Source organism: Corynebacterium sp. CCUG 51687 (genome assembly GCF_024453995.1).
In the GTDB taxonomy this organism is placed as follows: Bacteria; Actinomycetota; Actinomycetes; order Mycobacteriales; family Mycobacteriaceae; genus Corynebacterium; species Corynebacterium pseudogenitalium.
In genome coordinates this window covers 283257-305636 of record NZ_JAGPYT010000001.1, presented here as the reverse complement: position 1 = coordinate 305636, position 22380 = coordinate 283257, and the positions used below count along the sequence as shown (strand labels likewise).

Sequence of the window (22380 nt, the reverse complement as noted above, 5' to 3'; positions counted from 1 at the left end):
TACTCTTTACTCCTCGCTGCCGTAGCACACGCTACGTTCTTTCAGTTATGAATCTTTCTTCGGGGTCGCTCGGACTTTTTCAAGCTCGATGAGGGCACCGATTGCTGCCTGCACGGCTTCCGCGCCCTTGTCTTCCTTCGCGTCCTCTCCACCAGCACGCTCGTAGGCCTGGTCTTCTTCTTCGACGGTGAGTACTCCGTTTCCGACCGGCGTTGATTCGTCGAGTGCGATGCGGGTCAACCCTGCGGTCACCGAGTCACAAACATACTCAAAGTGCGCCGTCTCACCTCGAATTACGCACCCTAGCGCTACGACAGCGTCGTAACGCTGAGCACAGGCCTGCACCACAACCGGCAATTCTAACGCGCCAGCGACGGTAAATTCCGCATACTTAGCACCCATTTCTCGGGCAGTCGAGATCGCCCGGTCCCGGAGACGCTCCACGATTTTCTGGTTCCACAGTGTCGAAACAATGGCGACTGTATAGCCCTCGCCACTTATCGTCTGCGCATCAGGTGCACCGACACTTGCCATCTAATCGTCCTCCTGCTCAGTCCACGAAGCAGCCAACGGGAGATCATGCCCCATGCGCAACTGCTTGGTTCGTAAATACCGGATGTTCTCGTGAGTAGGCACAATTTCGATTCGAGCCCGCTCTTTCACGATCGGACCGAAGCCGCTGAGCGCTTCCACCTTTTCCGGATTATTGGATAACAGTGTAAACGAAATAATACCAAGGTCTTTCAAAATCTGTCCGGCAACCGAATACTCGCGGGCATCGACGGGCAGCCCCTGCTCAAGGTTGGCATCAACGGTGTCAAGGCCCTGGTCTTGCAGGCGATAGGCCTCGAGCTTGGCGAGGAGACCGATACCTCGACCTTCGTGCCCGCGAACATACACGAGCACACCACAACCCTTTTCTTGAATCCGACGCATCGACTCGTGGAGCTGCGGACCACAGTCGCACCGCTTCGACGCAAAGGCATCCCCCGTCAAGCACTCGGAGTGAACCCGCACAAGTACATCGTCACAGTTCGCGACGTCCCCGACTACCAATGCGATGTGCTCGGAACCATCGATGCGATTGCGATAACCGTACGCGGCAAACGTACCGAACTCGGTCGGCAACTTGGTTTCGACAGTGCGCTCGACTGTCATCTCATGGCGGCGTCGATAAGCAATAAGCTGCTCGATGGAGATCATCTTGAGACCGTGCCGGTCGCTGAACTTGCGCAGTTCATCAAACCGCGCCATATCCGTCGGATCCTCCTCGGACACGATTTCACACAACACACCGCACGGAGTAAGTCCTGCCAAGCGCGCGAGATCGATTGAGGCCTCGGTATGTCCATCCCGCGTGAGCACCCCTCCCTTGCGTGCGCGCAGAGGCACGATATGGCCCGGACGAGTGAAGTCATGCGGCCCATACTTCGTATCGACGAGGCGTCGAATAGTCTCAGCTCTCGATGTTGCGGAAATACCTGTCGATCCTGTCGCTGCATCGACAGTGACCGTGTACGCGGTGCCGCGGGCGTCCTCATTATGAGCAACCATGGGCGGCAGTTGGAGCTCATCCGCACGCTCGTCCTCGAGCGGGACGCAAATGTATCCGGAGGTGTAGCGCACCATAAACGCTACGAGTTCCGGGGTGGCGAACTCGGCGGCAAAAATAAGATCCCCCTCGTTCTCCCTATCCTCGTTGTCAACAACAACGACTGCTTCACCGCGAGCAATAGCTGCTACTGCATCTTCGACGGTGTCTAGCTGCGAATTACGTCCAACGGAGTCCTGAGGAGCATTCATGGAACCCAATGTTAGTGCCTCACCATGTTCTCAACGTATTTGGCAATGATATCGACTTCGATGTTGACCGAATCGCCTGATTTCCATGAACCTGCGGTCGTCGCCTGTAGGGTCGCAGGGATGAGCGAGACTTCAAACCAACCATTTCCTACTGCAGAGACGGTCAACGAGATCCCGCTGATCGTGATAGAGCCCTTTTCCACCACGTACTTTCGTACTTTTTCAGGGAGCGAAAACCGCAGTACGTCCCAGTGCTCACCAGGCGAGCGATGTTGAAGTGTCGCCACTGCATCGACGTGCCCCTGCACAATGTGACCACCAAGTCGGTCTCCCACTGCTAGTGCGCGCTCAAGATTGACCAGGGTTGCTTCCTTGTATTCACCGATACGGGAACGACGCAAAGTTTCAAGCATGACGTCTGCAGTAAAAGAATTTTCTGTGGCCTCAACTACTGTGAGACACACCCCGTCGACGGCAATCGAGTCTCCAAGTTCCACTCCTGCAAGTACGGTTTCTGCGCCGATACGGATCCGAACTGCGTCGTCGAGTGGCTCGATTGATGCCACCGAACCAACTTCCTCAACCAGTCCTGTAAACACTATGCAGTCTCCATTTCTATCAATACGTCCTCGCCAAGTTGGTGCACGTCGCAGATCTTAAATTCAAATGCGTCGCCTATCGTACGCGCCAGTGCAGCGTCCAACACCGAGCGACCTTGGCCTAGCAGTTTTGGCGCCATATATGCTTGCACCCGGTCGACAACGCCGCGGGTAAAGAAGCTGCTGAGGAGATTCGCTCCACCCTCAACAAGTACGTCACGGCAGCCAAGTTCCCAAAGTTCTGCGCATGCTGCCTCAGGGGTCGGATACTGCAAAAAGCCTAGCTCGCTTAAGTTTCCTTCGGGCACTTCTCTCGTGCCAATTACAACCCGGCGAGGCTGGTGCGGATACAGACTTCCATCCGGTCTACGCGCGGTGAGCGAAGGATTGTCAGCGATCGCGGTTCCGGTCCCAACGATGATGGCGTCGCGTTGAGCGCGGTCACGGTGCACGAACTGGCGCGCCTCAAGTCCGGTAATCCACTTGCTGGAGCCGTCAATCGCTGCGGTGAACCCATCCAACGTCATCGCAAACTTCGCGGTCACGCTGACCCGATTGTGGCGTATAGAGGTAATCCAAGGCTGAAGGGCTTCAACGCGGTAAGGCTCGAAGCGGACGTCGATACCCGCGGCTTCAAGCCGCTGAGCACCGCCTGTAGCGAGAGGATTCGGGTCAGCCGTGAGATACACAACCTTGGCAACACCCGCAGAAATCAGTGCCTCTGTGCACGGGCCAGTTCGTCCAGTGTGGTTACACGGCTCCAACGTGACAACGGCTGTAGCGCCTTCTGCACGAGCTCCTGCCTTACGAAGTGCTTGAACCTCCGCATGTGGCCCGCCGACGGGGGCCGTCGCGCCGGTAGCGACTAGAACTCCGTCTGGGCTATACAACGCACATCCAACTGGTGGATTGGGACTCGTAGTCCCGCGGACTGCATCCCCTGCTGCGATAGCTGCTTCGATCACGCGACGCCAGCCGCTTCCTTTGCCATCCGACGCAGCGTATCTACTGCTTCAGCGGGATTATCTGCGCCGAATACTGCGGATCCAGCCACGAAGGCGTCCACACCGGCCTCGGCCGCCTGAGCAATTGTGGAGTTGGCGATGCCACCATCGATCCCAATTACCGTGGACAAGCCAGCAGCGCGAATGTGGTCACGCAGGGTAAACACCTTCGAGAGCACTTCCGGCATGAACTTCTGTCCGCCAAAACCGGGCTCCACACTCATCACGAGCACTTCCTCGAAATGCTCAAGATCGTCGAGGTATGGCTCGATTGGTGTGCCCGGTTTAATAGCAAATCCCGCCTGCACGCCTAATTCACGGCACTGCTTCGCAGCAGCGACGTGGTCATTCGTTGCCTCGACGTGGAAAATCATTCGATCACCACCAGCGTTGGCATAGGTCTCGAACCACTGCTCAGGTTCCTCGATCATGAGGTGCATGTCGAGAAACTGGTCGGTCACCCCGTTGACTGCTTTGGTCACATCCGGACCAAAAGAAAGGTTCGGCACAAAATGACCGTCCATGATGTCTACGTGGAGCATGTCGGCGTTCGGAACTTTCTCAACATCTTCGCCGAGAGCTGCATAGTTCGCGGCGAGGATGGACGGCGCAATATAAATCATGCCTCTACCCTAGTGTTTTCTTGCGAAGAACTGCGAAGAACATCGCGTCAGTTCCGTGGCGGTGTGGCCACATCTGCACACTACGATGTGGTCCGACGTTTTCCATTGGCGCAACAAGTTGCTGTGCGTCGCACTCCTCGACTTTGCCTGTGGCCAGCACAGCGTCAACGATGCCTCTGGTCTCCCGAATATCTGGCGAACATGTCGAGTACACGATTACGCCACCAGGTTTTGTCGTAGTAATGGCTGTGTTGAGCAGCTTGAGCTGTAGCTGGGTGAGCGAAGCGATATCTGACTCGTGCTTCGTCCAGCGTGCTTCAGGCCGACGCCTCAACGATCCGAGGCCGGAACAGGGGGCGTCGACAAGCACTCGGTCGTATCCAGACTCGAGCTCAATGGTTGTCGCGTCCCCTGTGCGAACACTGACCGGCAAACCTTTCGTCGCCTTCTGCACAAGCTCCGCACGGTGAGGCGCAACCTCGACTGCATCAACGCGTGCACCATCAATTGCCGCCAAGGAACCGATGAATGCAGCCTTGCCACCCGGGCCTGCGCAGAGGTCCAACCAGCGTCCCTGGTCGTCAGCGACGGTCGCTTGGACAAGCGCCCGCGCAATCAACTGAGAGCCTTCGTCTTGTACCGCGGCGAAACCATCGCGTACCGGTTGCAGCTCACCTGGGTTCCCCTCAGGCAAATACACGGCATACGGGGAGTACTTGCCAATGTCGCCACCAGTGATGAGTGCCAACTCCTCCGCGGAGATCTCGCCGGGTCGTGCGACAAGATGCACGATGGGACGCTCCGAGTCAGCTTCGAGGGCCTCGGCCAGCTCCGGATCATCTGCTTCAACCCCTAACGCCGTTGCAAAAGAACGAGCAATCCAAGCAGGGTGCGCGTGCTCGAAGGCGATGCGCTCCAGTGGCTCATTGGGCTTGCAGGTGTCAATCCAGTGCTTCGAGGGTTGCCGGCTCATCGTTCGCAGCACCGCATTAACAAAACCTTTCGCGCCCTGTTTCCCAGCGCCGATAACCAAGCGCACCGAAGTATCAACCGCGGCATGCTGCCCGACTCTGGTGTACAGCAACTGGTAAGCGCCTAATCGCAGAGCTGCGCGTACCTCAGCATCGAGATCAGCAATAGCGCGGCTCGAGCACTCCTGAAGAACTGCATCAATCACTCCGAGCGATCGCAGTGCTCCATACGTCAGCTCCGTGGCAAATGCAGCATCCTTGCCGCGCACCTTGTGTTCACGGAGTATTCCTGGCAAGACCAAGTTCGCGAACGCCCCGTCTATGTCGACGCGCATCAGCGTCGACCACGCTGCCTCACGAGCAGGGTCACCAATATCAACCTTTGGCGCTTGCTGGTTGGTTCGCTTTTGCGCAACCTTCGCCGTCTTCTTGCTTACCGCGGCAGGCTTACGACGCCCCGCAGACCGGGATCGGAACCCTCCGCTCATACAAACTTCACCCCTGCCTCAATAGTCTCGGTTGCGAGCCCGCGCCCCCACGCATCTGCAGCCATACGCTTCTTCCCAGGCGGTTGTATCTCTTGCAAGATCACATCGACTGTCCCAGTCCCAACTCGCACCCGATTCTTTTCGACGGCCACTTCGCCCGCGCCAAGCGTATCCGAGTCACCAATCGACACCGGCCCGATTTTGACACGCTGCTCACCGAGCATTGTCCACGCACCAGGTCCTGGCGTGTATGCGCGGATCGTACGATCAACTACTTCGGCGTCACAATCCCACTGAATCCGAGCATCCTTGCTCTGAATTTTCGGGGCATATGTGCCATCCACGGGCTGGGGTTCCGGTACTATGCTGCCACTGGCGAGACCATCCATCGTGGCAACAAGCAAGTCAGCACCCTCGTACGCAAGCCTGGTCAAGAGATCGTCCGCGGTATCGGTAGGCAAAATCGCTTCCTCAAACGTAGCCAGAACTGGACCTGTATCGAGTCCCTCATCGATGCGGAATGTCGTGGCACCGGTCGTCGTCAATCCCGACAAGATTGCAGCCTGGACTGGAGCCGCTCCCCGGAGCTCAGGCAAAAGCGAGAAGTGGAGGTTCACCCACCCGTGCTGAGGCAAGTCGAGCAGCTCAGGCGGAACAAGGTTGCCGTACGCTACGACGGGAATCGCATCTGGAGCAATCGCACGTAGACGTTCGACGATTTCTGCATTACCACGCAATGTCTTCGGCTCAAGTACTTCAATGCCATGCTCAAGCGCAACTTTCTTAACAGGCGACGGGTGAAGCGTCCGCCCCCTCCCCTTCGGCGCGTCAGGGCGCGTGAGCACCGCAACTACTTCATGCTCTGAATGAAGCAACGCCTCCAGCGCCACGACTGCAGGTTCTGGCGTCCCAGCAAACACAATACGCATTACCGTTCCTTCCACCACGTTGATGTTCGAACTTGTGACATAGCTTGTTTCTTTTCTTCCGCAGACAGACGCTCCAAGAACACAACGCCGTCAAGGTGGTCAGTCTCGTGCTGAATGCACCGCGCGAGGAGTCCTGTTCCCAGGATCGACAACGGATGTCCCTCTGCGTCGACACCGTTGCAGACTACGGAGCGATATCGCTCCACATCGGCCCTAACACCGGGAATGGACAGACACCCTTCAGTACCCAGCTGACTATCCCCAGAAAGCGGCGACCACGACGGGTTCACAATGTGTCCCCGAAGCCCCTGACAATCGAAGACGAACACCCTCAGGCTGTGGCCAATCTGATTTGCAGCCAAGCCAACACCACCTGCGTCATCCATCGTGTCGAACATGTCATTGACCAGCGTGCGAATCCCAGTGCCAAACTCAGTAACCTCTTGAGCTACTTCATTGAGCACAGGATCCCCGAGCAATCGAAGCCTGCGAACTGTCATGGATCGATAGTCTACCCACCTCTCGGCTCCACGGGCGCAACACTATCCAATATGCAGAGGGTCAACCTGCACCCGCAGCGGTAAATCCTGCTTGCGCGTCGCTCTACTGATCACTCCAGCCCGTAAAGCACGACCTAGCTCATTCCGTTCTTGCACTGCGCACCTCACCAGCATGCGCTGCGCAGGGCCGAACTGCTGCTCGTCCCAAGTGCCAGGTAATGAGACCCCGCTCGGTAAGTCGACAGGCCCCAATAACTCAGCAGCTAAAGGAAGCGTCGTATGTGCGAAAAAATCTTCCAAAGCGACACGTGGTGCGTCCACCACAGCTACGTAAGCAGCTGGCGGAAACGAAACCTCTCGTCGATGTCCAAGCTCAAGCGCCGCATAGCCGGACGGATCCCAGCGCAGAAAGAACTGCACAACGGCAATTCCCGGATCAGCGGTCACGACGACCTCCCCACCGCGTTCATGGGGCTCAACCAGCGCTGCAGCCGCTATCCATCTCGAATAAGTCTCTTCAGCCGCTCGCAAGTCTGGACGTTGCAGCAGCGCCCACGCATCCATCAGCACCGCTGCTCCGTACCCGCCTTCCACTACGGGTTCCGCGCCGGGCGTGGCTACAACAAGCTGTGCCTGAGGCTCAACCTCAGCGAGTACCTTTTCGCCCGAGGAATTCCGCACACGAACTTGAGGAAATGCTCGACCAAGCTCCTCTGCCGTCCGATCTGTGCCCAATACCACTGCTCGCAGCTTTCGCGAACCGCATGCAGCACAACGATAAGAGGGATCTATGCGGCCACACCACCGGCAGGTTGGTGCGGATGCATCCCCACTTTGTGGCAACTCGAGCGGTCCATTGCACGCACGACACCGAGACGGGGTGCGGCAGTCACCGCAAGCCAGCGCACGAATGTATCCAGCACGAGGCACCTGAAACAACACCGGGCGATTACGCTGAAGTGCCCGCTTTGCTGCTTGGAACGCCGCAGAAGGAAGCCTTGCTTGCCTTGCACGTGGGTCACGTTCTAGTGCGATGTCGGAATCCCCCGCTGCATAGATCCGCGGCATCCGCTCTCGAATCGTGCCTTTCGACGCCTCCAACCCATGCATCCAACCCGATTCGACCAGCATTTGGGTTTCTGCAGTTCTTGCGACACCACCGATGATTAAAGGGACGTGCTCAAGCGCGGAGCGCGTCGTCAAGACCTCGCGAGCATGCACATACGGCTCACGCGGGTCAACAAGATTGTCGTTGCCGTCATCCATGAGCACAAGCAGTCGAAGATCCTGTACCGGCGCGAACGCGGCAGAGCGAGTCCCCACCACGATTCGGGCCTGCCCATGCAATGCCGAAAGATATCGTGAATACCTTGCCTGCGGACCCTGTGCAGAAGTGAGCGTGCTGATCTGCCGAGGCCCGACCACCTTCTTCAACTGTGCTTCGAGGCTATCTACATCTCGCTGATCCGGTACGACGATGAGTGCTCCACCACCGTCAAGCGCGACTTTTGCAGCCAAAGCAGCAACGGGACCTGCCCACGGAGCACCTGGTGCAACCTGCCACGCTGCTCGCACTAGCTTTCGGGCGAGCACAGCATCGACGAATGATTCACCGTATTGATATGTACTCCATCCCGAAAGATCTGGCTCGGTGGCCTCACCAAGCTCCGCCCAAGGTGTAGAAGTGTCTGTCTCTTCAGCCTTCTTATGCCGAGGAGGGATCGCTGAGCGATAGATATCAGACCTGACGCCGGCATAGCGCTCAGCGAGCGAGTCGACGAGCTGACGTAACTGGATTGGAGCGACGACCTCCGGTGAAATCACGCGCTCGAGGAACCGTAAGTTACCTACATGCTCAGGGGCCTCCGTCCGGCCAAGAATCAACCCATCAACAAGTCGACCAGCGAACCGCACCCGCACCCGCGTTCCCGGCTGCGCATCTTCTGACTGCTCCTCAGCTACGTAGTAGTCAAAGGTGCGGTCTAGATGTGCCAACCCAAGCTGGGGTAGCACCTTGGCGACAGGAAGGAAGGTTGCGGGCTGCTTCGACATTCAGCCGTGCCTTATACCCCTGCTGCAGCGCGCAGGTCATCTACCTTGTCCAAACGCTCCCACGGCAAGTCGACATCCGTGCGTCCAAAGTGACCGTACGCAGCTGTTTGGGCATAAATTGGGCGAAGCAAGTCAAGTTCTTTGATGATTGCGGCCGGACGAAGGTCAAAGACCTTCTCCACAGCCTGCTGAATTGACTCGTTCGTCTGTCCTTCAGCTGCGGTGCCAAACGTCTCAACGTAGAGGCCAACCGGGGTTGCTCGCCCAATCGCGTACGCTACCTGCACCTCGACGCGGTCTGCTAAACCAGCTGCACAAATATTCTTGGCAACCCAACGAGTTGCGTACGCAGCAGAGCGGTCAACCTTTGATGGATCCTTGCCGGAAAACGCACCACCGCCATGCCGTGCCATGCCACCATATGTGTCTACGATGATCTTTCGCCCAGTCAACCCGGCGTCTCCCATCGGCCCCCCAAGCACAAACGAACCCGAGGGATTAATCAGCAGCTTGGTGTCATCCGTGTAAAACTTCTCTAACCCAGCGTCAGCGATTACCCACTCGAGCACATGGGTACGCAGCGCGTTCTCGAGTTCCTCTCCAACGAAGTCCGGGTCGTGTTGCGTGGAAATAACCACGGTATCCAGTGCCACTGGAGTGTCACCGTCGTAAGCGAACGTCACCTGAGTCTTACCGTCCGGGCGCAAGCCCACGACGGTGCCCATCTTTCTCACCTCGGTTAAGCGTCGCGCAAGTCGGTGCGCAAGCGCAATTGGTAGCGGCATGTACTCTTCGGTTTCATTCGTAGCGTAACCAAACATCAGCCCCTGATCACCAGCACCTGTTTGGTTGAGCGCTTCGATGGTGTCGTTCTCGCGCGACTCCTGAGAAAAACTAACGCCGTCCGAAATTTCAGCAGACTGATCACCGATGGCGATGTTCACTCCACATGTACGGCCATCAAAGCCCACCTCCGACGAGGAAAACCCGATTCCGACCAACTTGTCGCGGACAATCTTGGCGATGTTTGAGTAAGCCTCGGTTTGCACCTCACCCACCACGTGCACCTGACCGGTCGTCACTAAGGTTTCTACAGCGACACGCGAGGACGGATCCTGCTTGAGCATGTCATCCAAAATCGCGTCCGAAATTGCGTCGCAGATCTTGTCGGGGTGACCTTCAGTCACCGATTCACTGGTGAATAAACGGTAGTACGTACCAGTATCACGTGTAGACAAAGCGGTCTTCCTTTTGCTCTTTCGTTCCTACAGAGAATGGCCAGCGAAGACGTACCATCGCCAACCGTTGATGCAATGCACCTTAGAGTAGACCACTCGGTCTAATAATTCAAACGTCGTTTCTACCTGTGGAGTGACTCAACCTTATCCAGCAGGTGCACTGCAACTTCCAGCTTTGTACCATGCGGAATCGCCTGTTCCCGACCCGAACTATCAAGGAACCACCCCTGATTGTGTGCCTGCCCGAAGACAGCTCCCTGCGCCACCGAATTCACCATCAGACCGTCCACTCCCTTGCGCTGCAGCTTGCGCCGGGCGTTCTCAAGTTCGTTATCGGTCTCCGCAGCGAACCCAACAATCGTCGCAGAGGTAAGCCCCTCTTTCCTCATCTCACCAAGTCCCTGCAAAATATCGGGGTTTGCAACCAGGTCCACCTGAGAAAGCTCTTGACTGTTGCCATCTTTCTTCAGTTTCTTCTGCGCCGCATGCCGTGGCCTCATATCAGCTACAGCAGCAGCCATAACGATGATGTCGGCTTGTGGAGCAAGGCTGCGCATCGCCTCATTCATCTGGAGAGCAGTAGTGACACGATGTATCTCAGCACCAGCGGGGATGCTCAAGTGGTCAATGGCACCGGCGACAATATCAACATGGGCGCCTCTTTGCGCTGCAATCTCTGCCAAAGCAAAACCTTGCTTGCCGGAGGAATGATTGCCCAAGAATCGGACAGGATCGAGTGGCTCCCGAGTGCCTCCGGCACTGATCAGAACTCTTTTACCCTTGAGTGTTTGCTCAATTGGCCTGGTAGCAGCCACGGTCCCTGTCAGCTTGACAATCTGCGAGGGGTCGAGAAGCCGACCCGCCCCACTGTCCTTGCCCGTCAGCCGCCCATGTGCTGGCTCCAGTACTGTGTACCCCCGAGAGCGAAGGACCGACACGTTGTGTTGCGTGGCGCGATTGTTCCACATCTCAGTATGCATTGCCGGGGCGAGCACGACGGGGCACGTTGCCATGAGCAGTGTGGAAGTTAAGAGATCATCAGCGCGCCCACCAGCCACGCGCGCCAGAAAGTCTGCAGTAGCTGGAGCCACCACAATGGCGTCCGCATCCTGCCCGATTCGTACGTGCTGCACCTCATCAACGCGCGAAAAAACATCAGTGTCTACTGGAGCGCCAGACAGCGCCTCAAAAGTGGCCGCACCTACAAACTTCAGTGCGTTTTCTGTCGGAATAACACGGACGTCAACCCCTTGCTCGCGAAATCCGCGAACAATTTGACAGGCTTTGTACGCTGCGATACCGCCCGAAACGCCAACGACTACCTTGCTCACTTCGTTCATAGCAAATGAGTGTACGCAAAACCCCGCAGCCGCTTCCATTAGGGAGCCGCTGCGGGGCAAGAGTGTGATATGAGGTTGCGGGGATTTACATGCCCTCTTCGTGCTCGAGCAAACTCGAGTTGATCTCACGAAGCGCGATCGAAAGCGGCTTCTCACCCGGCTCTGGCGTCACCAATGGCCCGATGAACTCAAAGACGCCCTCGTCTGAGTTCTGGTAGTAGCTGTTGATTTGGCGGGCGCGCTTGGCCGCAAAGATTACCAAGGCGTACTTCGACGAAACCTTCGTCAGTAGCTCATCAATCGGGGGTGCGGTAATACCATCAGGAGTGTCGTATGCTTTTTCTTCCGCGTCGCCCGCAGAGCCATCTTGCAACAGATCGCTGTTGATCGTGCTCAATTCAACCTACTTCTCGTTGTACTTCAATTAATTGTCAGTGTCTCGGCCGTCAGACCCCACAAGAAGGTCCACTATAGCAGCGACAGCGTCATCGATGTTGTCATTGACCACGACGTTGTCGAATTCGTCCTGTGCCGCAATCTCGTTGCGGGCAGTTTCCAGACGACGCTCGATCACCTCTTGCGTCTCCGTGCCCCTGCCAGTGAGTCGCTCTACAAGAATCTCCCACGACGGCGGGGCCAAGAACACGGTGGCTGCCTCTGGCATCAAGCCTTTGATGTTTCGAGCTCCAACCAAGTCGACTTCGACGAGGACTGGCCGACCAGCCTCCAACGCCTCGCGCACTGGAGAAGCTGGAGTACCGGAGCGCTGGAGCCCTCCATGGATATCTGCCCACTCAAGCATCTCGCCCGAATCAATCTTCTGTTGGAACTCATCGGGCGTTACAAAGAAGTAATCCTTGCCGTCCTGTTCGCCCGGCCGAGGTGCGCGCGTTGTCATTGAGACAGAGAAGTACAGTTCAGGAACTTCTGTGCGCAAGCGCTGCACAACGGTTGACTTCCCTACCGCTGACGGGCCGGCCAGAACTACGAGATTACCGCGTGAAGTGGGAGTCGACACTGGATTAGTCCTCGGAGAAACCAAAGCGCTCAAGCAGGGCACGGCGCTGACGGTCACCCAGACCGCGCAGACGACGCGTCTGTGCAATCTCAAGCTCTTCCATGATCTCGCGAGCCTTCACCTTGCCAACCTTTGGCAGAGCCTCCAGGAGTGCAGAGACCTTGGTCTTACCGATGATTTCATCGGTAGCTGCCTTCTCCAAAACCTCAGCGAGGTTCGTGTCGCCGCGCTTCAACGAAGCCTTCAGCTCTGCACGCTGCTTACGCGCTTCTGCTGCCTTCTCAAGTGCTGCCTTGCGCTGCTCATCGGTCAACTGTGGAAGTGCCACGGTTTCCTCCATGTAGATAGTAGTTCTATTGCTCCAGTGCTTTGGCACCGGACCGCGATTTACCAGCCCCGATAGTACCGGACTAAGCAAGCGGCTCCGAGCCAGTGTAGCACTAGGAAGTTTTCTTCATGATGTATTGCATGGCGTTTAGCCACGTCAACGCATCGACGCAACTAAACTACCAGCAATTATGCAATCTGGTAAATACGAGCTATCTCTATTGCCAATTCGCCTGGTCAACGGCACGTTTTCGCAGTTCATCTGGGTCCGGACCAGCAGTAAGAATCCCACGTGACATATTGGGATAAAACTGCCCAATTCTCTTCCCCGCGATCTCACGAACGTCGTTAAAGCTAGCCCCTTGTGCGCCAACGCCTGGCATAAGGACTGGCCCAGTAAACCTCGAAAGATCAAGCGCGTATGAGAGCGTCGCCCCCACCACAATCCCCACATCTGAACGGTGCGTGCTATTCAGCGCCTCACAGGCATCAACCATCTGCTGCGCAATTGTTACACCGTCTATCTGTTGAGATTGGAACTCCAGCGCCTCCGGGTTCGAGTTAGCAGCCATAACAAATACTCCTTTCCCATACTCGAAGGCAGTGTTGATTGCAGGGGCAAGGGAACCAACGCCAAGAAACGGAGTCAGCGTGAGGGCATCCACTTCTAGGGGCGATCCCGGTCGAAGCCAAGCGTCGGCATACCCTTGCATTGTCGAACCGATATCCCCTCGCTTCGCATCTGCTATCACAAGCGTTCGTGACTCCCGGAAGCGTTGAATGAGTCGCTCTAGGACGCGGAAGCCTGCGGATCCAAATCGTTCATAGAACGCGACCTGTGGCTTGACCACAGCTGCATGGCCAGCAAACGCCTCAACACAGGCATCGGAAAACGCGGCAAGGCCATCTACGGTATCTGGGAGACCCCACTGTTCAAGGATCTGTGCATGCGGGTCGATGCCCACACACAGCTGCCCGTGTTCACGGGCAGCACTGTGCAAGTCGAGCGCAAAGGACACGGCTACTTATCTCCGTTCTCAGTCCGAGTTTCGGACTCAAGTTCCTGAAGGCTCATGACAGCGATTTCATTGTCACGAAGCGCTTCGATACCTTGGACCGCGGCGGTAACGCCCTGAACTGTCGTCATGAGTGGTACGCCGTGTGCAACGGCTGCGGCGCGGATATCGTATCCGTCGTGGCGTGCACCTGAAGATCCTGCGGGCGTGTTCAGAATCAGGTCAATCTCACCATCGTTAATGCAGTCGACGATCGATTTGCCTTCCGCCCCGTTTCGGACGTCTGAGGCCTTCAATACGATCTCGCAAGGGATCCCATTCCTTCGCAGCATTTGGGCTGTGCCGCCTGTAGCCAGAATCTTGAATCCCATTGTGGAAAGGCGCTGAATTGGGAAAATCAGGGTTCTCTTGTCACGGTTAGCGACAGAAACGAATACTGTGCCTTCCGTCGGAAGTGCGCCAAAGGCTGCCGCCTCAGCCTTCGCGTAGGCAACTCCGAACGACGGCGCTAAGCCCATCACTTCGCCAGTCGACTTCATCTCTGGACCAAGGATGGTGTCGAGCATCGCACCGTCCGGCCGACGGAAGCGGTTGAACGGCAACACGGCCTCTTTCACTGCGATTGGGTGATCAAGTGGCAGCGAGCCACCGTCGTAGTCACTCGGGATCATCTCTTCGGCCTTCAGCTCTGCGATGGTCGCACCCATCATCACACGAGCAGCCGCCTTGGCTAGGTGTACGCCGGTCGCCTTCGACACGAAAGGAACGGTTCGCGACGCACGCGGGTTGGCTTCAATGACGTAGAGAATGTCGTCTTTCAACGCGAACTGTACGTTCATCAGACCAGTAACACCGATACCGTGCGCCAACGCCTCTGCAGAACGACGCACCTTTTCAATATCCTCTGGCCCAATGGTCATCGGGGGTAGTGCACAGGCCGAATCGCCGGAGTGGATGCCGGCTTCCTCGATGTGTTCCATGACGCCACCGAGGTAGACGTCCTTACCATCCGACAGCACGTCGACGTCGATCTCAATCGCGGAATCCAGGAAGCGGTCAACAAGCACTGGGTGATCCGGCGAGAGTTCGGTTGCGCGATTGATGTAGTCTTCAAGGCTTTGCTCGTCGTAGACAATCTCCATGCCTCGACCGCCCAGCACGTAGGAAGGACGAACAAGGACGGGGTATCCAATCTCATTTGCTACACGACGTGCCTCTTCGAAAGAAACGGCGGTACCGTACGCTGGCGCAGGCAGTTTGGCAGCGTCGAGCACTTTGCCAAACTCGCCGCGGTCTTCCGCGGAATCGATGGCCTCGGGGGTAGTTCCGACTACCGGTACCCCGGCGTCGGCGAGTCGCTGCGCGAGCCCGAGTGGCGTCTGACCACCCAACTGCACGATAACGCCTGCAACCGTGCCAGACAGAGACTCAGCGCGATAGATCTCCATGACATCTTCGAATGTCAGAGGCTCGAAGTAGAGCCTGTCAGCCGTGTCGTAGTCAGTGGAAACGGTCTCCGGGTTGCAGTTGATCATCACTGTCTCGTAGCCAACCCGCGAGAGCTCCAGCGCGGCGTGGACGCACGAGTAGTCAAACTCTATGCCTTGACCGATGCGGTTCGGGCCGGAGCCCAGGATCAGCACCTTCTCCTTATCGGAGGAGGCAACCTCAGACTCTGCCTCAGGATCCCATTCGTAAGCGGAGTAATGATACGGCGTCTGTGCTTCGAACTCACCCGCGCAAGTATCAACGGTCTTGTATACAGGGTGGACACCAAGAGACCACCGGAGCGAACGTACGCCATCTTCACCGGCTAACTCAGGGCGAAGGGCAGCAATCTGTGCATCAGAGAGCCCGAAAACCTTCGCTTCACGGAGCAGCTCAGCGTCGAGAACGGGGGCGTCGATAAGCGCCTGGCGGAACTCAACGAGCGCTGCCAACTCAGCGAGGAACCACGGGTCAATCCCACTGGCTTCGTAGACCTGCTCGATGCTCGCGCCCAAGCGCAGCGCGAGTTCAACATCGTACATGCGCTTATCGGTCGGGACGCGCAGATCCTGGAGGACAGCATCCACATCATTCTCACGGCCTTCAGCAAAGTAGCTATCCGGCTTCGTCCAGAAACCGTTCGGCTTCTCTTCCATTGACCGCATGACCTTATTCAAGCCTTGGATGTAGTTGCGCCCAATGCCCATTGCTTCGCCAACAGCCTTCATCGAGGTGCCCAACGTCTCGTCTGATCCAGGGAACTTCTCGAACGTAAAGCGAGGCATCTTGACGATGACGTAGTCGAGCGTCGGCTCAAACGCGGCTGGGGTCACCCCGGTGATGTCGTTTTGAATCTCATCCAGCGTGTAGCCAATAGCCAGCTTGGAGGCGATCTTTGCAATCGGGAAGCCCGTCGCCTTCGACGCAAGAGCCGAAGAGCGAGAGACACGTGGGTTCATCTCAATTGTGATGATGCGCCCGTCAGTTGGGTTCACCGCGAACTGAATATTGCAGCCACCCGTATCGACGCCCACTTCGCGGATAATGGCGATACCCTGATCACGCATGGTCTGAAACTCCCTATCCGTCAGCGTCATAGCCGGCGCGACGGTGACAGAGTCACCTGTGTGGACACCAAGCGCATCAACGTTCTCGATTGAGGCGACCACTATGACGTTGTCATTGCGGTCGCGGACAAGCTCAAGCTCGAACTCTTTCCAGCCGAGAATAGACTCCTCGATCAGCACATTTGCCTCCGGGGAGGCGTCAAGTCCTCCACCTGCGATGCGGTCAAGGTCCTCCATGGTGAACGCGAGACCAGAGCCAAGACCGCCCATGGTGAAGGAAGGACGGACAACGACCGGAAGCCCAAGCTCCTGGACAGTCTCGTGGACTTCACCCATCGAGTAGCACACGCGTGAGCGGGCAGATTCACCGCCGATCTTCTCGACGATGTCCTTGAACTTCTGCCGATCCTCACCGCGCTCAATTGCATCGATGTTTGCGCCAATAAGCTCCACGTTATGCTTTGCCAGGATACCCTGGCGCTCAAGTTGGATCGCTGCGTTCAAGGCAGTTTGACCGCCGAGCGTTGGCAGAATCGCATCGACTGGATGCCCCTGCTCTGCTTCACGGGCCAAGATCATGTCGATGTAGCTTGGGTCAATCGGCTCAACATAGGTGTGATCCGCAAACTCCGGGTCCGTCATGATCGTTGCCGGGTTCGAGTTAATGAGCGTGACTCGTAGACCTTCTTCCTTCAGGACGCGGCACGCCTGCGTCCCCGAGTAGTCAAACTCGCACGCCTGGCCAATAACGATTGGCCCGGAGCCAATAACCATCACATGGTTGATATCTTCGCGCTTCATTGTGTGAATCTCCTCTAATGCTGGTTACTGGTTGTTCGGGCTCTTCGAGTCCATCAACGAGATGAACTGGTCAAACAGCGGGTTCGCATCGTGCGGTCCGGCGGCTGATTCGGGGTGATACTGCACGGAGTACGCCATGTTGTTGTCCAATGCCACGCCTTCGACGGTGCCATCGTTCAGGCAGACATGTGTGATGGACGCCGGGCCGAAATCTGTCTCGAATGTGTCGCCTTCCTTGCCGCGGAGGGCAAAACCGTGATTTTGGCTCGTGATATCAATCTTTCCCGTGCGCAGGTTCTTCACCGGAACGTTGACTCCCCGGTGGCCGTAGCGCAGCTTGTATGTCTCGAGGCCAAGCGCACGACCTAAGATTTGGTTACCGAAGCAGATCCCGAAGAACGGAATCTCAGCAGCGATAATATCGCGAACAATCGCCACCATTTCGTCTGCGGTGGATGGGTCTCCTGGACCGTTCGAGACGAACACACCATCCGGTCGGTACTGTTCAATATCCTTTAGCTGAGTATTTGCCGGCACCACGACGGTCTCAATGCCCCGTTGTGCAAACTGCATAGGCGTAGCAGTCTTAATACCCATGTCGTAGGCGACGACGGTGTAACGCTTCTCGCCTTCAGCGGGGATAGTGTACGGCTGCTTCGTCGAGACCTCTTCGCTGAGGTCTGCCCCAGCCATCGCAGGCTGCTCGTTCACCAGCTTCACTAGCTCATCGACTGGACGCTCGGTGTCTTCACCGACGAAAATTCCTGCCGCAATAGAGCCGTGATTGCGGAGATGACGCACCAGAGTACGAGTGTCCACCCCGTAGACGCCCGGGATACCTTCGTTTTCCATCTGTTCTGCAAGGCTGCGCTTTGCGCGCCAGCTCGAGTGCACGGTGGAAAGATCGCGGATCACAAGGCCAGCAGCCCAGATCTTGTTGTCGTGGGACTCATTGTCTTCGTCGTTCCAACCGGTGTTGCCGATCTGTGGGGCCGTAAGGGTCACGATCTGCTTGTGGTAGGACGGGTCAGTCATCGTTTCCTGGTAGCCCGTCATCGCGGTGCTAAACACTGCCTCTCCGAAGACCTGCTTCTTCGCCCCAAATGAGAAGCCTCGAAAAACCTTTCCGTCGCCAAGCACGAGAAGCGCTGGGATACGTTCATTAACCATATTGTTTAGTTCCTTTACTCGTTATCAGCTTGGTACGTAATAGCTCCACGCAGCATCGTCATTTTGACCTGCGCATTAAACTGCATTCCCTCGTATGGTGTGTTCGAGGCCTTCGACGCCAACTCTTCCGGCTCTACCGTCCACGGCGAATTCGGGTCGACCAAGGTGAGGTTTGCTGGTTCGCCAGCAGTAATCGGTCTCCCCTGGTCCTCCAGCCTCAAAATCTCAGCTGGTCTCTCACTCATTACCTTTGCGACGAACCGCCAGTCCGCCAACCCCGCTTCAACGAAGACACGCGCGATGATTGCCAGCGATGTCTCGAGCCCCAGCATGCCTGGCTTCGCGTGTTCAAACTCCACACACTTTTCTTCCGAACCGTGCGGGGCATGGTCCGTCGCAACTACGTCAATAATCCCGTTCAGCAAAGCGTCACGAAGCGCAATTGTGTCTCTGTGCTCACGCAGCGGCGGGTTTACCCGGAAGTTTCCGTTAAACGTTTCCAGCTTCTCATCTGTCAACAGCAGATGGTGCGGTGTAACCTCCGCCGTAATCTTTGAGGAATGCTGCTTCGCCAGGCGCAAGAGCTGAACAGTTCCTTCCGTCGAAGCGTGGCAGACGTGGAGACGTCCGCCGTAATCGCGCGACATGATCATATCCCTGGCGACAATCGATTCTTCAGCTACGCGCGGCCATCCACGAAGGCCCAGCTTCGCAGCCATTGGCCCTTCGTGAGCGCTGGCGTCTTCAGTCAGACGGTGATCCTCGGCGTGTTGTGCGAGCAGCACATCATATGCTTTCGCATATTCAATTGCGCGCCGCATGATTTGTGGATCGTTTACGCATTTTCCGTCGTCCGAGAACATACGAACATGGGACTTCGACATCAATCCCATCTCGGTGAGCTGCTTGCCCTCAAGCCCTTGCGTGATAGATCCAACCGGGTACACGTCACACTTACCGTAGCTTTGCCCCTTGTTCCACACCGCTTCAGCAAGGAATGGCTGGTCAATCACCGGCCGCGTATTAGCCATCGTAAACACGGCTGTAAAACCGCCCTTCGCAGCTGCGTCGGAACCTGTGGCGATGGTTTCCGTATCTTCCCTGCCCGGCTCACGGAGGTGGACGTGCATGTCCACCAGGCCAGGCAGCAGCACCCAACCCTGACCATCTAGTACTTCGTCAGCCTTCGAGGTATCGACGTCTTCCCCTACCGAAGCAATCTGCCCATCTTTGATCAGGACGTTTACGGTGGATTCGCCGTATGGCCGAACGTTTGTCAATGCAATTACTGACATTTCTAGCTATCCTCTCCAGCCAACAAAGCGAACAGCACAGCCATTCGCGTATAAACACCATTTGAGACCTGCTGCAGTACAGCAGTATTTTCGCGGTCTGCAACATCAAAGTTGATTTCCATACCGCGCAGCATTGGGCCCGGGTGCATGATGATGGCGCCAGGTTTCATTTGCTGTGCTCGCTGTTTGCTGAGTCCGAACAGCGTGGCGTACTCGCGGTGCGATGGGAAAAACCCGCCATGCATACGCTCTGCCTGAACGCGCAGCATCATTACAACGTCCGCGTCTGGAATCTCGGCATCAAAGTCGTAACTGATACGGCATGGCCAGTCCTCCGCCCCAACTGGCAACAGGGTTGGTGGTGCAACGAGTACGACATCCGCGCCAAGCTTCGACAGCAGTTGCACGTTGGAGCGTGCGACCCTTGAATGCAAAATATCGCCGACAATGATGATTTTCTTGCCGGCGATTTCACCAATCTTCTGACGCATCGTTACCGCATCAAGGAGCGCCTGCGTCGGGTGCTGGTTCTGGCCATCGCCCGCATTGACGACAGATACATTAGGAACCCAGTCAGCAATGAGTTTCGCTGCTCCAGACGATGGGTGGCGAACGACAATGGCGTCAGCGCCGACTGCAGCGATCGTCGAGGCCGTATCCTTCAGCGACTCGCCCTTCTTCACGGAAGAAGAGGACGCAGAAATATTGATGACGTCAGCGCTCATCCACTTACCTGCAGTCTCGAATGAGGAGCGCGTGCGCGTTGAATTCTCGTAAAACAGCGTGAAGATCGTACGTCCACGCAGCGTTGGTAGCTTTTTAATCTCGCGACCCTCGAGGGTTTCTCGGAACCGATCTGCCTCATCCATGATGAGGTGAATGTCGTTAACGCTGAGATCGTCGATCGAAATCAGGTGCTTCATTCGGTGGTGACCTCCTTGGTCAGCGTCACCGCATCGATGTCATCAATTGGGGTCAGAGACACCGTGACATCTTCAGCAATGGCGGTTGGAATGTTCTTGCCAACGTAGTCGGCGCGAATTGGTAGTTGGCGGTGTCCACGATCAACTAGGACTGCAAGCTGAATAGTGCGTGGTCGCCCAAGATCCCGCAACGAATCGAGTGCCGCGCGGATGGTCCGACCGGAAAACAAAACATCATCTACGAGGATTATCGTTGCGTTATTGATCTCAACCGGAATGTTCGTCGGCATTAGCGCCCTATGAGGCTTGTCTCGGAGATCGTCTCGGTACAGCGTAATATCCAGGCTGCCTACGGGGACGGTGATCCCGGTAAACGACTGAATCGCATCCGCGATCCGCTCTGCTAGTGGCACTCCCCCCGAAGGAATACCCAATAGGACTGGAGTGTCTGAAGACTCCGAATCAAGCGCATTCTTTTCAATGATCTGGTGCGCGATGCGTGCAATTGTTCGCTCAACGTCACGCTCATTTAATAGCGCAGACGTCACGCGTTGCTTGTCACTCATCGAACCTCCTTCCCCGCCTCGCTGTGCGGAATTTAAAGGATGTCGAAATTGGTATTTGTCTATGCTGAGACTGGTCAGAATCTTAGCACCTTCACAAAGGCGTCTCGCTATATCGGTCAATAATTCTCTTCACTAGATTGCTCGCTTCCCCTATACAGGTGTACCCGCCAAGTTTTCTCAGGATTCCGCATAGGTAGTTGGCCGACGAATGATTGGTAGGGTTGGAACAATGACGACGCAACAAATCCCTGACCAGCCCAGTCCGGTTTCGCTTGCAGATGTTGCAGCCATTTTTGAAAATGAGGACCTTGAGTACCGCATTGAAGAAAATATTTTGCGAAGCGGATTCGTCAACTGCGCGACTGTGTGCGCTTTGGATGATAGTTATCTGATTTTCGAATCCATTTGGCGCGGTGCTGTGCCACAAGAAATGGCTTCACACTTGCTCTTGGCAATGAACGAACATAACCAAACCCATTTTGCGCCAACCTTGCGTTTCTTCGAAAACGAAACAGGAAGCGATGCACCATCGCTGGCGGTGAGCGCAATCCGTACGACAGACGTCACAAACGGGTTAACACCAGATCAATTGGGCGCATTTATCGTCACATCGATCGAATCAACACTGCAGGCTTTTGATTTTCTGGAAACGTCATTTCCCACGTTAGTGAACTGGAAGGACCCCCACGTTGAGCACTAGTACTTCTACACCCCAGGTAACGATCGAACGCATCATTGAACAAATGCGGGGTCACGGCATCGAACTGTCCGATGATCCGACAGGGCGCGTCGCGCATGCAAACCTGAATGATTTCCATGTCTTGTTTGTACTCCTGGACACCGTGTTGATCGTCCGCGCCGATGCCGAAACAGACGTTCCTTCCGACTCCACAGATCCCTCACTCTATCTCGCCGCGAACCAGACGAACTCTTCGCTGCTCGGTTGCCGCGCGGTTGTGGCAAACAGAGGGGAGACACTAGTTGTCCGTTCTGAAAGCGAGATACACGTTGCCGCGGGCATGACCGATGAACAACTTTCGAGTGCTCTCCGCCGTAGTGTCGACCAGGTGCTCTATGCACAAAATATGATGAAAGTGCTATCAGAAACGATCGCTGAAGCCGCTCAACGCGGAAACTAAAAAGTGGGAGGCAACGCGTTGAT

The 22380-nt window shown here is 56.3% G+C and carries 22 protein-coding genes; 2 read left to right on the top strand and 20 right to left on the bottom strand.

The features are described from left to right. Positions 1-45 precede the first annotated feature (45 nt). The 20 genes from ribH to pyrR form a co-directional block, all read right to left on the bottom strand. Positions 46-534, bottom strand: coding sequence for a 6,7-dimethyl-8-ribityllumazine synthase (ribH, locus tag KBX13_RS01490; protein ID WP_071572598.1), 489 nt, complete (start codon positions 532-534; stop codon positions 46-48). Continuing rightward, entirely contained in the window at positions 535-1803 is a 1269-nt protein-coding gene (locus tag KBX13_RS01485) for a bifunctional 3,4-dihydroxy-2-butanone-4-phosphate synthase/GTP cyclohydrolase II (RefSeq protein WP_070977199.1), read from the bottom strand. 11 nt (positions 1804-1814) lie between these two features. Next, positions 1815-2402, bottom strand: a complete 588-nt coding sequence (locus KBX13_RS01480; protein WP_256008152.1) for a riboflavin synthase — start codon at positions 2400-2402, stop codon at positions 1815-1817. Continuing rightward, positions 2402-3364: a bifunctional diaminohydroxyphosphoribosylaminopyrimidine deaminase/5-amino-6-(5-phosphoribosylamino)uracil reductase RibD gene (ribD, locus tag KBX13_RS01475; RefSeq protein WP_370687308.1), complete on the bottom strand. Its 963-nt coding sequence runs from the start codon at positions 3362-3364 to the stop codon at positions 2402-2404. Before ribD ends, KBX13_RS01480 begins: the two co-directional genes overlap by 1 nt. Then, the gene (gene rpe, locus KBX13_RS01470) at positions 3364-4029 is read right to left on the bottom strand and encodes a ribulose-phosphate 3-epimerase (protein ID WP_070362413.1); all 666 of its coding nucleotides are present in this window, start codon (positions 4027-4029) and stop codon (positions 3364-3366) included. Before rpe ends, ribD begins: the two co-directional genes overlap by 1 nt. A gap of 4 nt (positions 4030-4033) precedes the next feature. Then, positions 4034-5488, bottom strand: a complete 1455-nt coding sequence (locus KBX13_RS01465) for an RsmB/NOP family class I SAM-dependent RNA methyltransferase (protein ID WP_256020395.1) — start codon at positions 5486-5488, stop codon at positions 4034-4036. After that, a complete protein-coding gene (gene fmt / locus KBX13_RS01460; RefSeq protein ID WP_070477064.1) occupies positions 5485-6417 on the bottom strand; it encodes a methionyl-tRNA formyltransferase in 933 nt (310 codons plus the stop codon). The genes KBX13_RS01465 and fmt overlap by 4 nt, the downstream gene beginning before the upstream one ends. Continuing rightward, positions 6417-6917 (bottom strand): peptide deformylase, encoded by a 501-nt coding sequence (gene def / locus KBX13_RS01455; protein WP_256000212.1) that lies wholly within the window; start codon positions 6915-6917, stop codon positions 6417-6419. The genes fmt and def overlap by 1 nt, the downstream gene beginning before the upstream one ends. 42 nt (positions 6918-6959) lie before the next feature. Beyond that, entirely contained in the window at positions 6960-8969 is a 2010-nt protein-coding gene (locus tag KBX13_RS01450) for a primosomal protein N' (RefSeq protein ID WP_256020393.1), read from the bottom strand. Positions 8970-8980: 11 nt separating this feature from the next. Continuing rightward, on the bottom strand, positions 8981-10207 hold the full coding sequence (gene metK, locus KBX13_RS01445) for a methionine adenosyltransferase (RefSeq protein WP_070477058.1): 1227 nt from the start codon (positions 10205-10207) through the stop codon (positions 8981-8983). A gap of 122 nt (positions 10208-10329) precedes the next feature. Further along, positions 10330-11547, bottom strand: a complete 1218-nt coding sequence (gene coaBC / locus KBX13_RS01440; RefSeq protein WP_256020392.1) for a bifunctional phosphopantothenoylcysteine decarboxylase/phosphopantothenate--cysteine ligase CoaBC — start codon at positions 11545-11547, stop codon at positions 10330-10332. A gap of 85 nt (positions 11548-11632) precedes the next feature. Next, the gene (gene rpoZ / locus KBX13_RS01435; protein ID WP_240492815.1) at positions 11633-11935 is read right to left on the bottom strand and encodes a DNA-directed RNA polymerase subunit omega; all 303 of its coding nucleotides are present in this window, start codon (positions 11933-11935) and stop codon (positions 11633-11635) included. Between the two features lie 36 nt (positions 11936-11971). Continuing rightward, the gene (gene gmk, locus KBX13_RS01430; RefSeq protein ID WP_070362405.1) at positions 11972-12565 is read right to left on the bottom strand and encodes a guanylate kinase; all 594 of its coding nucleotides are present in this window, start codon (positions 12563-12565) and stop codon (positions 11972-11974) included. Between the two features lie 4 nt (positions 12566-12569). After that, a complete protein-coding gene (gene mihF, locus KBX13_RS01425; RefSeq protein ID WP_070363511.1) occupies positions 12570-12893 on the bottom strand; it encodes an integration host factor, actinobacterial type in 324 nt (107 codons plus the stop codon). Between the two features lie 217 nt (positions 12894-13110). Next, complete coding sequence (pyrF, locus tag KBX13_RS01420) at positions 13111-13911, bottom strand: orotidine-5'-phosphate decarboxylase (protein WP_256005037.1); 801 nt, start codon at positions 13909-13911, stop codon at positions 13111-13113. Positions 13912-13913: 2 nt separating this feature from the next. Then, a complete protein-coding gene (gene carB / locus KBX13_RS01415; protein WP_070362403.1) occupies positions 13914-17264 on the bottom strand; it encodes a carbamoyl-phosphate synthase large subunit in 3351 nt (1116 codons plus the stop codon). A gap of 24 nt (positions 17265-17288) precedes the next feature. After that, positions 17289-18434, bottom strand: coding sequence for a glutamine-hydrolyzing carbamoyl-phosphate synthase small subunit (carA, locus tag KBX13_RS01410; RefSeq protein WP_071572591.1), 1146 nt, complete (start codon positions 18432-18434; stop codon positions 17289-17291). Between the two features lie 14 nt (positions 18435-18448). Continuing rightward, positions 18449-19729, bottom strand: a complete 1281-nt coding sequence (locus KBX13_RS01405) for a dihydroorotase (protein WP_070362401.1) — start codon at positions 19727-19729, stop codon at positions 18449-18451. A 2-nt stretch (positions 19730-19731) separates the two neighbouring features. Continuing rightward, complete coding sequence (locus KBX13_RS01400) at positions 19732-20652, bottom strand: aspartate carbamoyltransferase catalytic subunit (protein WP_071572590.1); 921 nt, start codon at positions 20650-20652, stop codon at positions 19732-19734. After that, the gene (gene pyrR, locus KBX13_RS01395) at positions 20649-21218 is read right to left on the bottom strand and encodes a bifunctional pyr operon transcriptional regulator/uracil phosphoribosyltransferase PyrR (RefSeq protein WP_070362399.1); all 570 of its coding nucleotides are present in this window, start codon (positions 21216-21218) and stop codon (positions 20649-20651) included. Before pyrR ends, KBX13_RS01400 begins: the two co-directional genes overlap by 4 nt. Positions 21219-21447: 229 nt before the next feature. On the opposite strand from pyrR, the gene KBX13_RS01390 reads away from it, so the two are divergent. Both KBX13_RS01390 and KBX13_RS01385 read left to right on the top strand, forming a co-directional pair. Continuing rightward, the gene (locus KBX13_RS01390; RefSeq protein WP_070362398.1) at positions 21448-21918 is read left to right on the top strand and encodes a hypothetical protein; all 471 of its coding nucleotides are present in this window, start codon (positions 21448-21450) and stop codon (positions 21916-21918) included. Further along, positions 21908-22357, top strand: a complete 450-nt coding sequence (locus tag KBX13_RS01385; protein WP_070362397.1) for a YbjN domain-containing protein — start codon at positions 21908-21910, stop codon at positions 22355-22357. Before KBX13_RS01390 ends, KBX13_RS01385 begins: the two co-directional genes overlap by 11 nt. Positions 22358-22380: the final 23 nt, after the last annotated feature.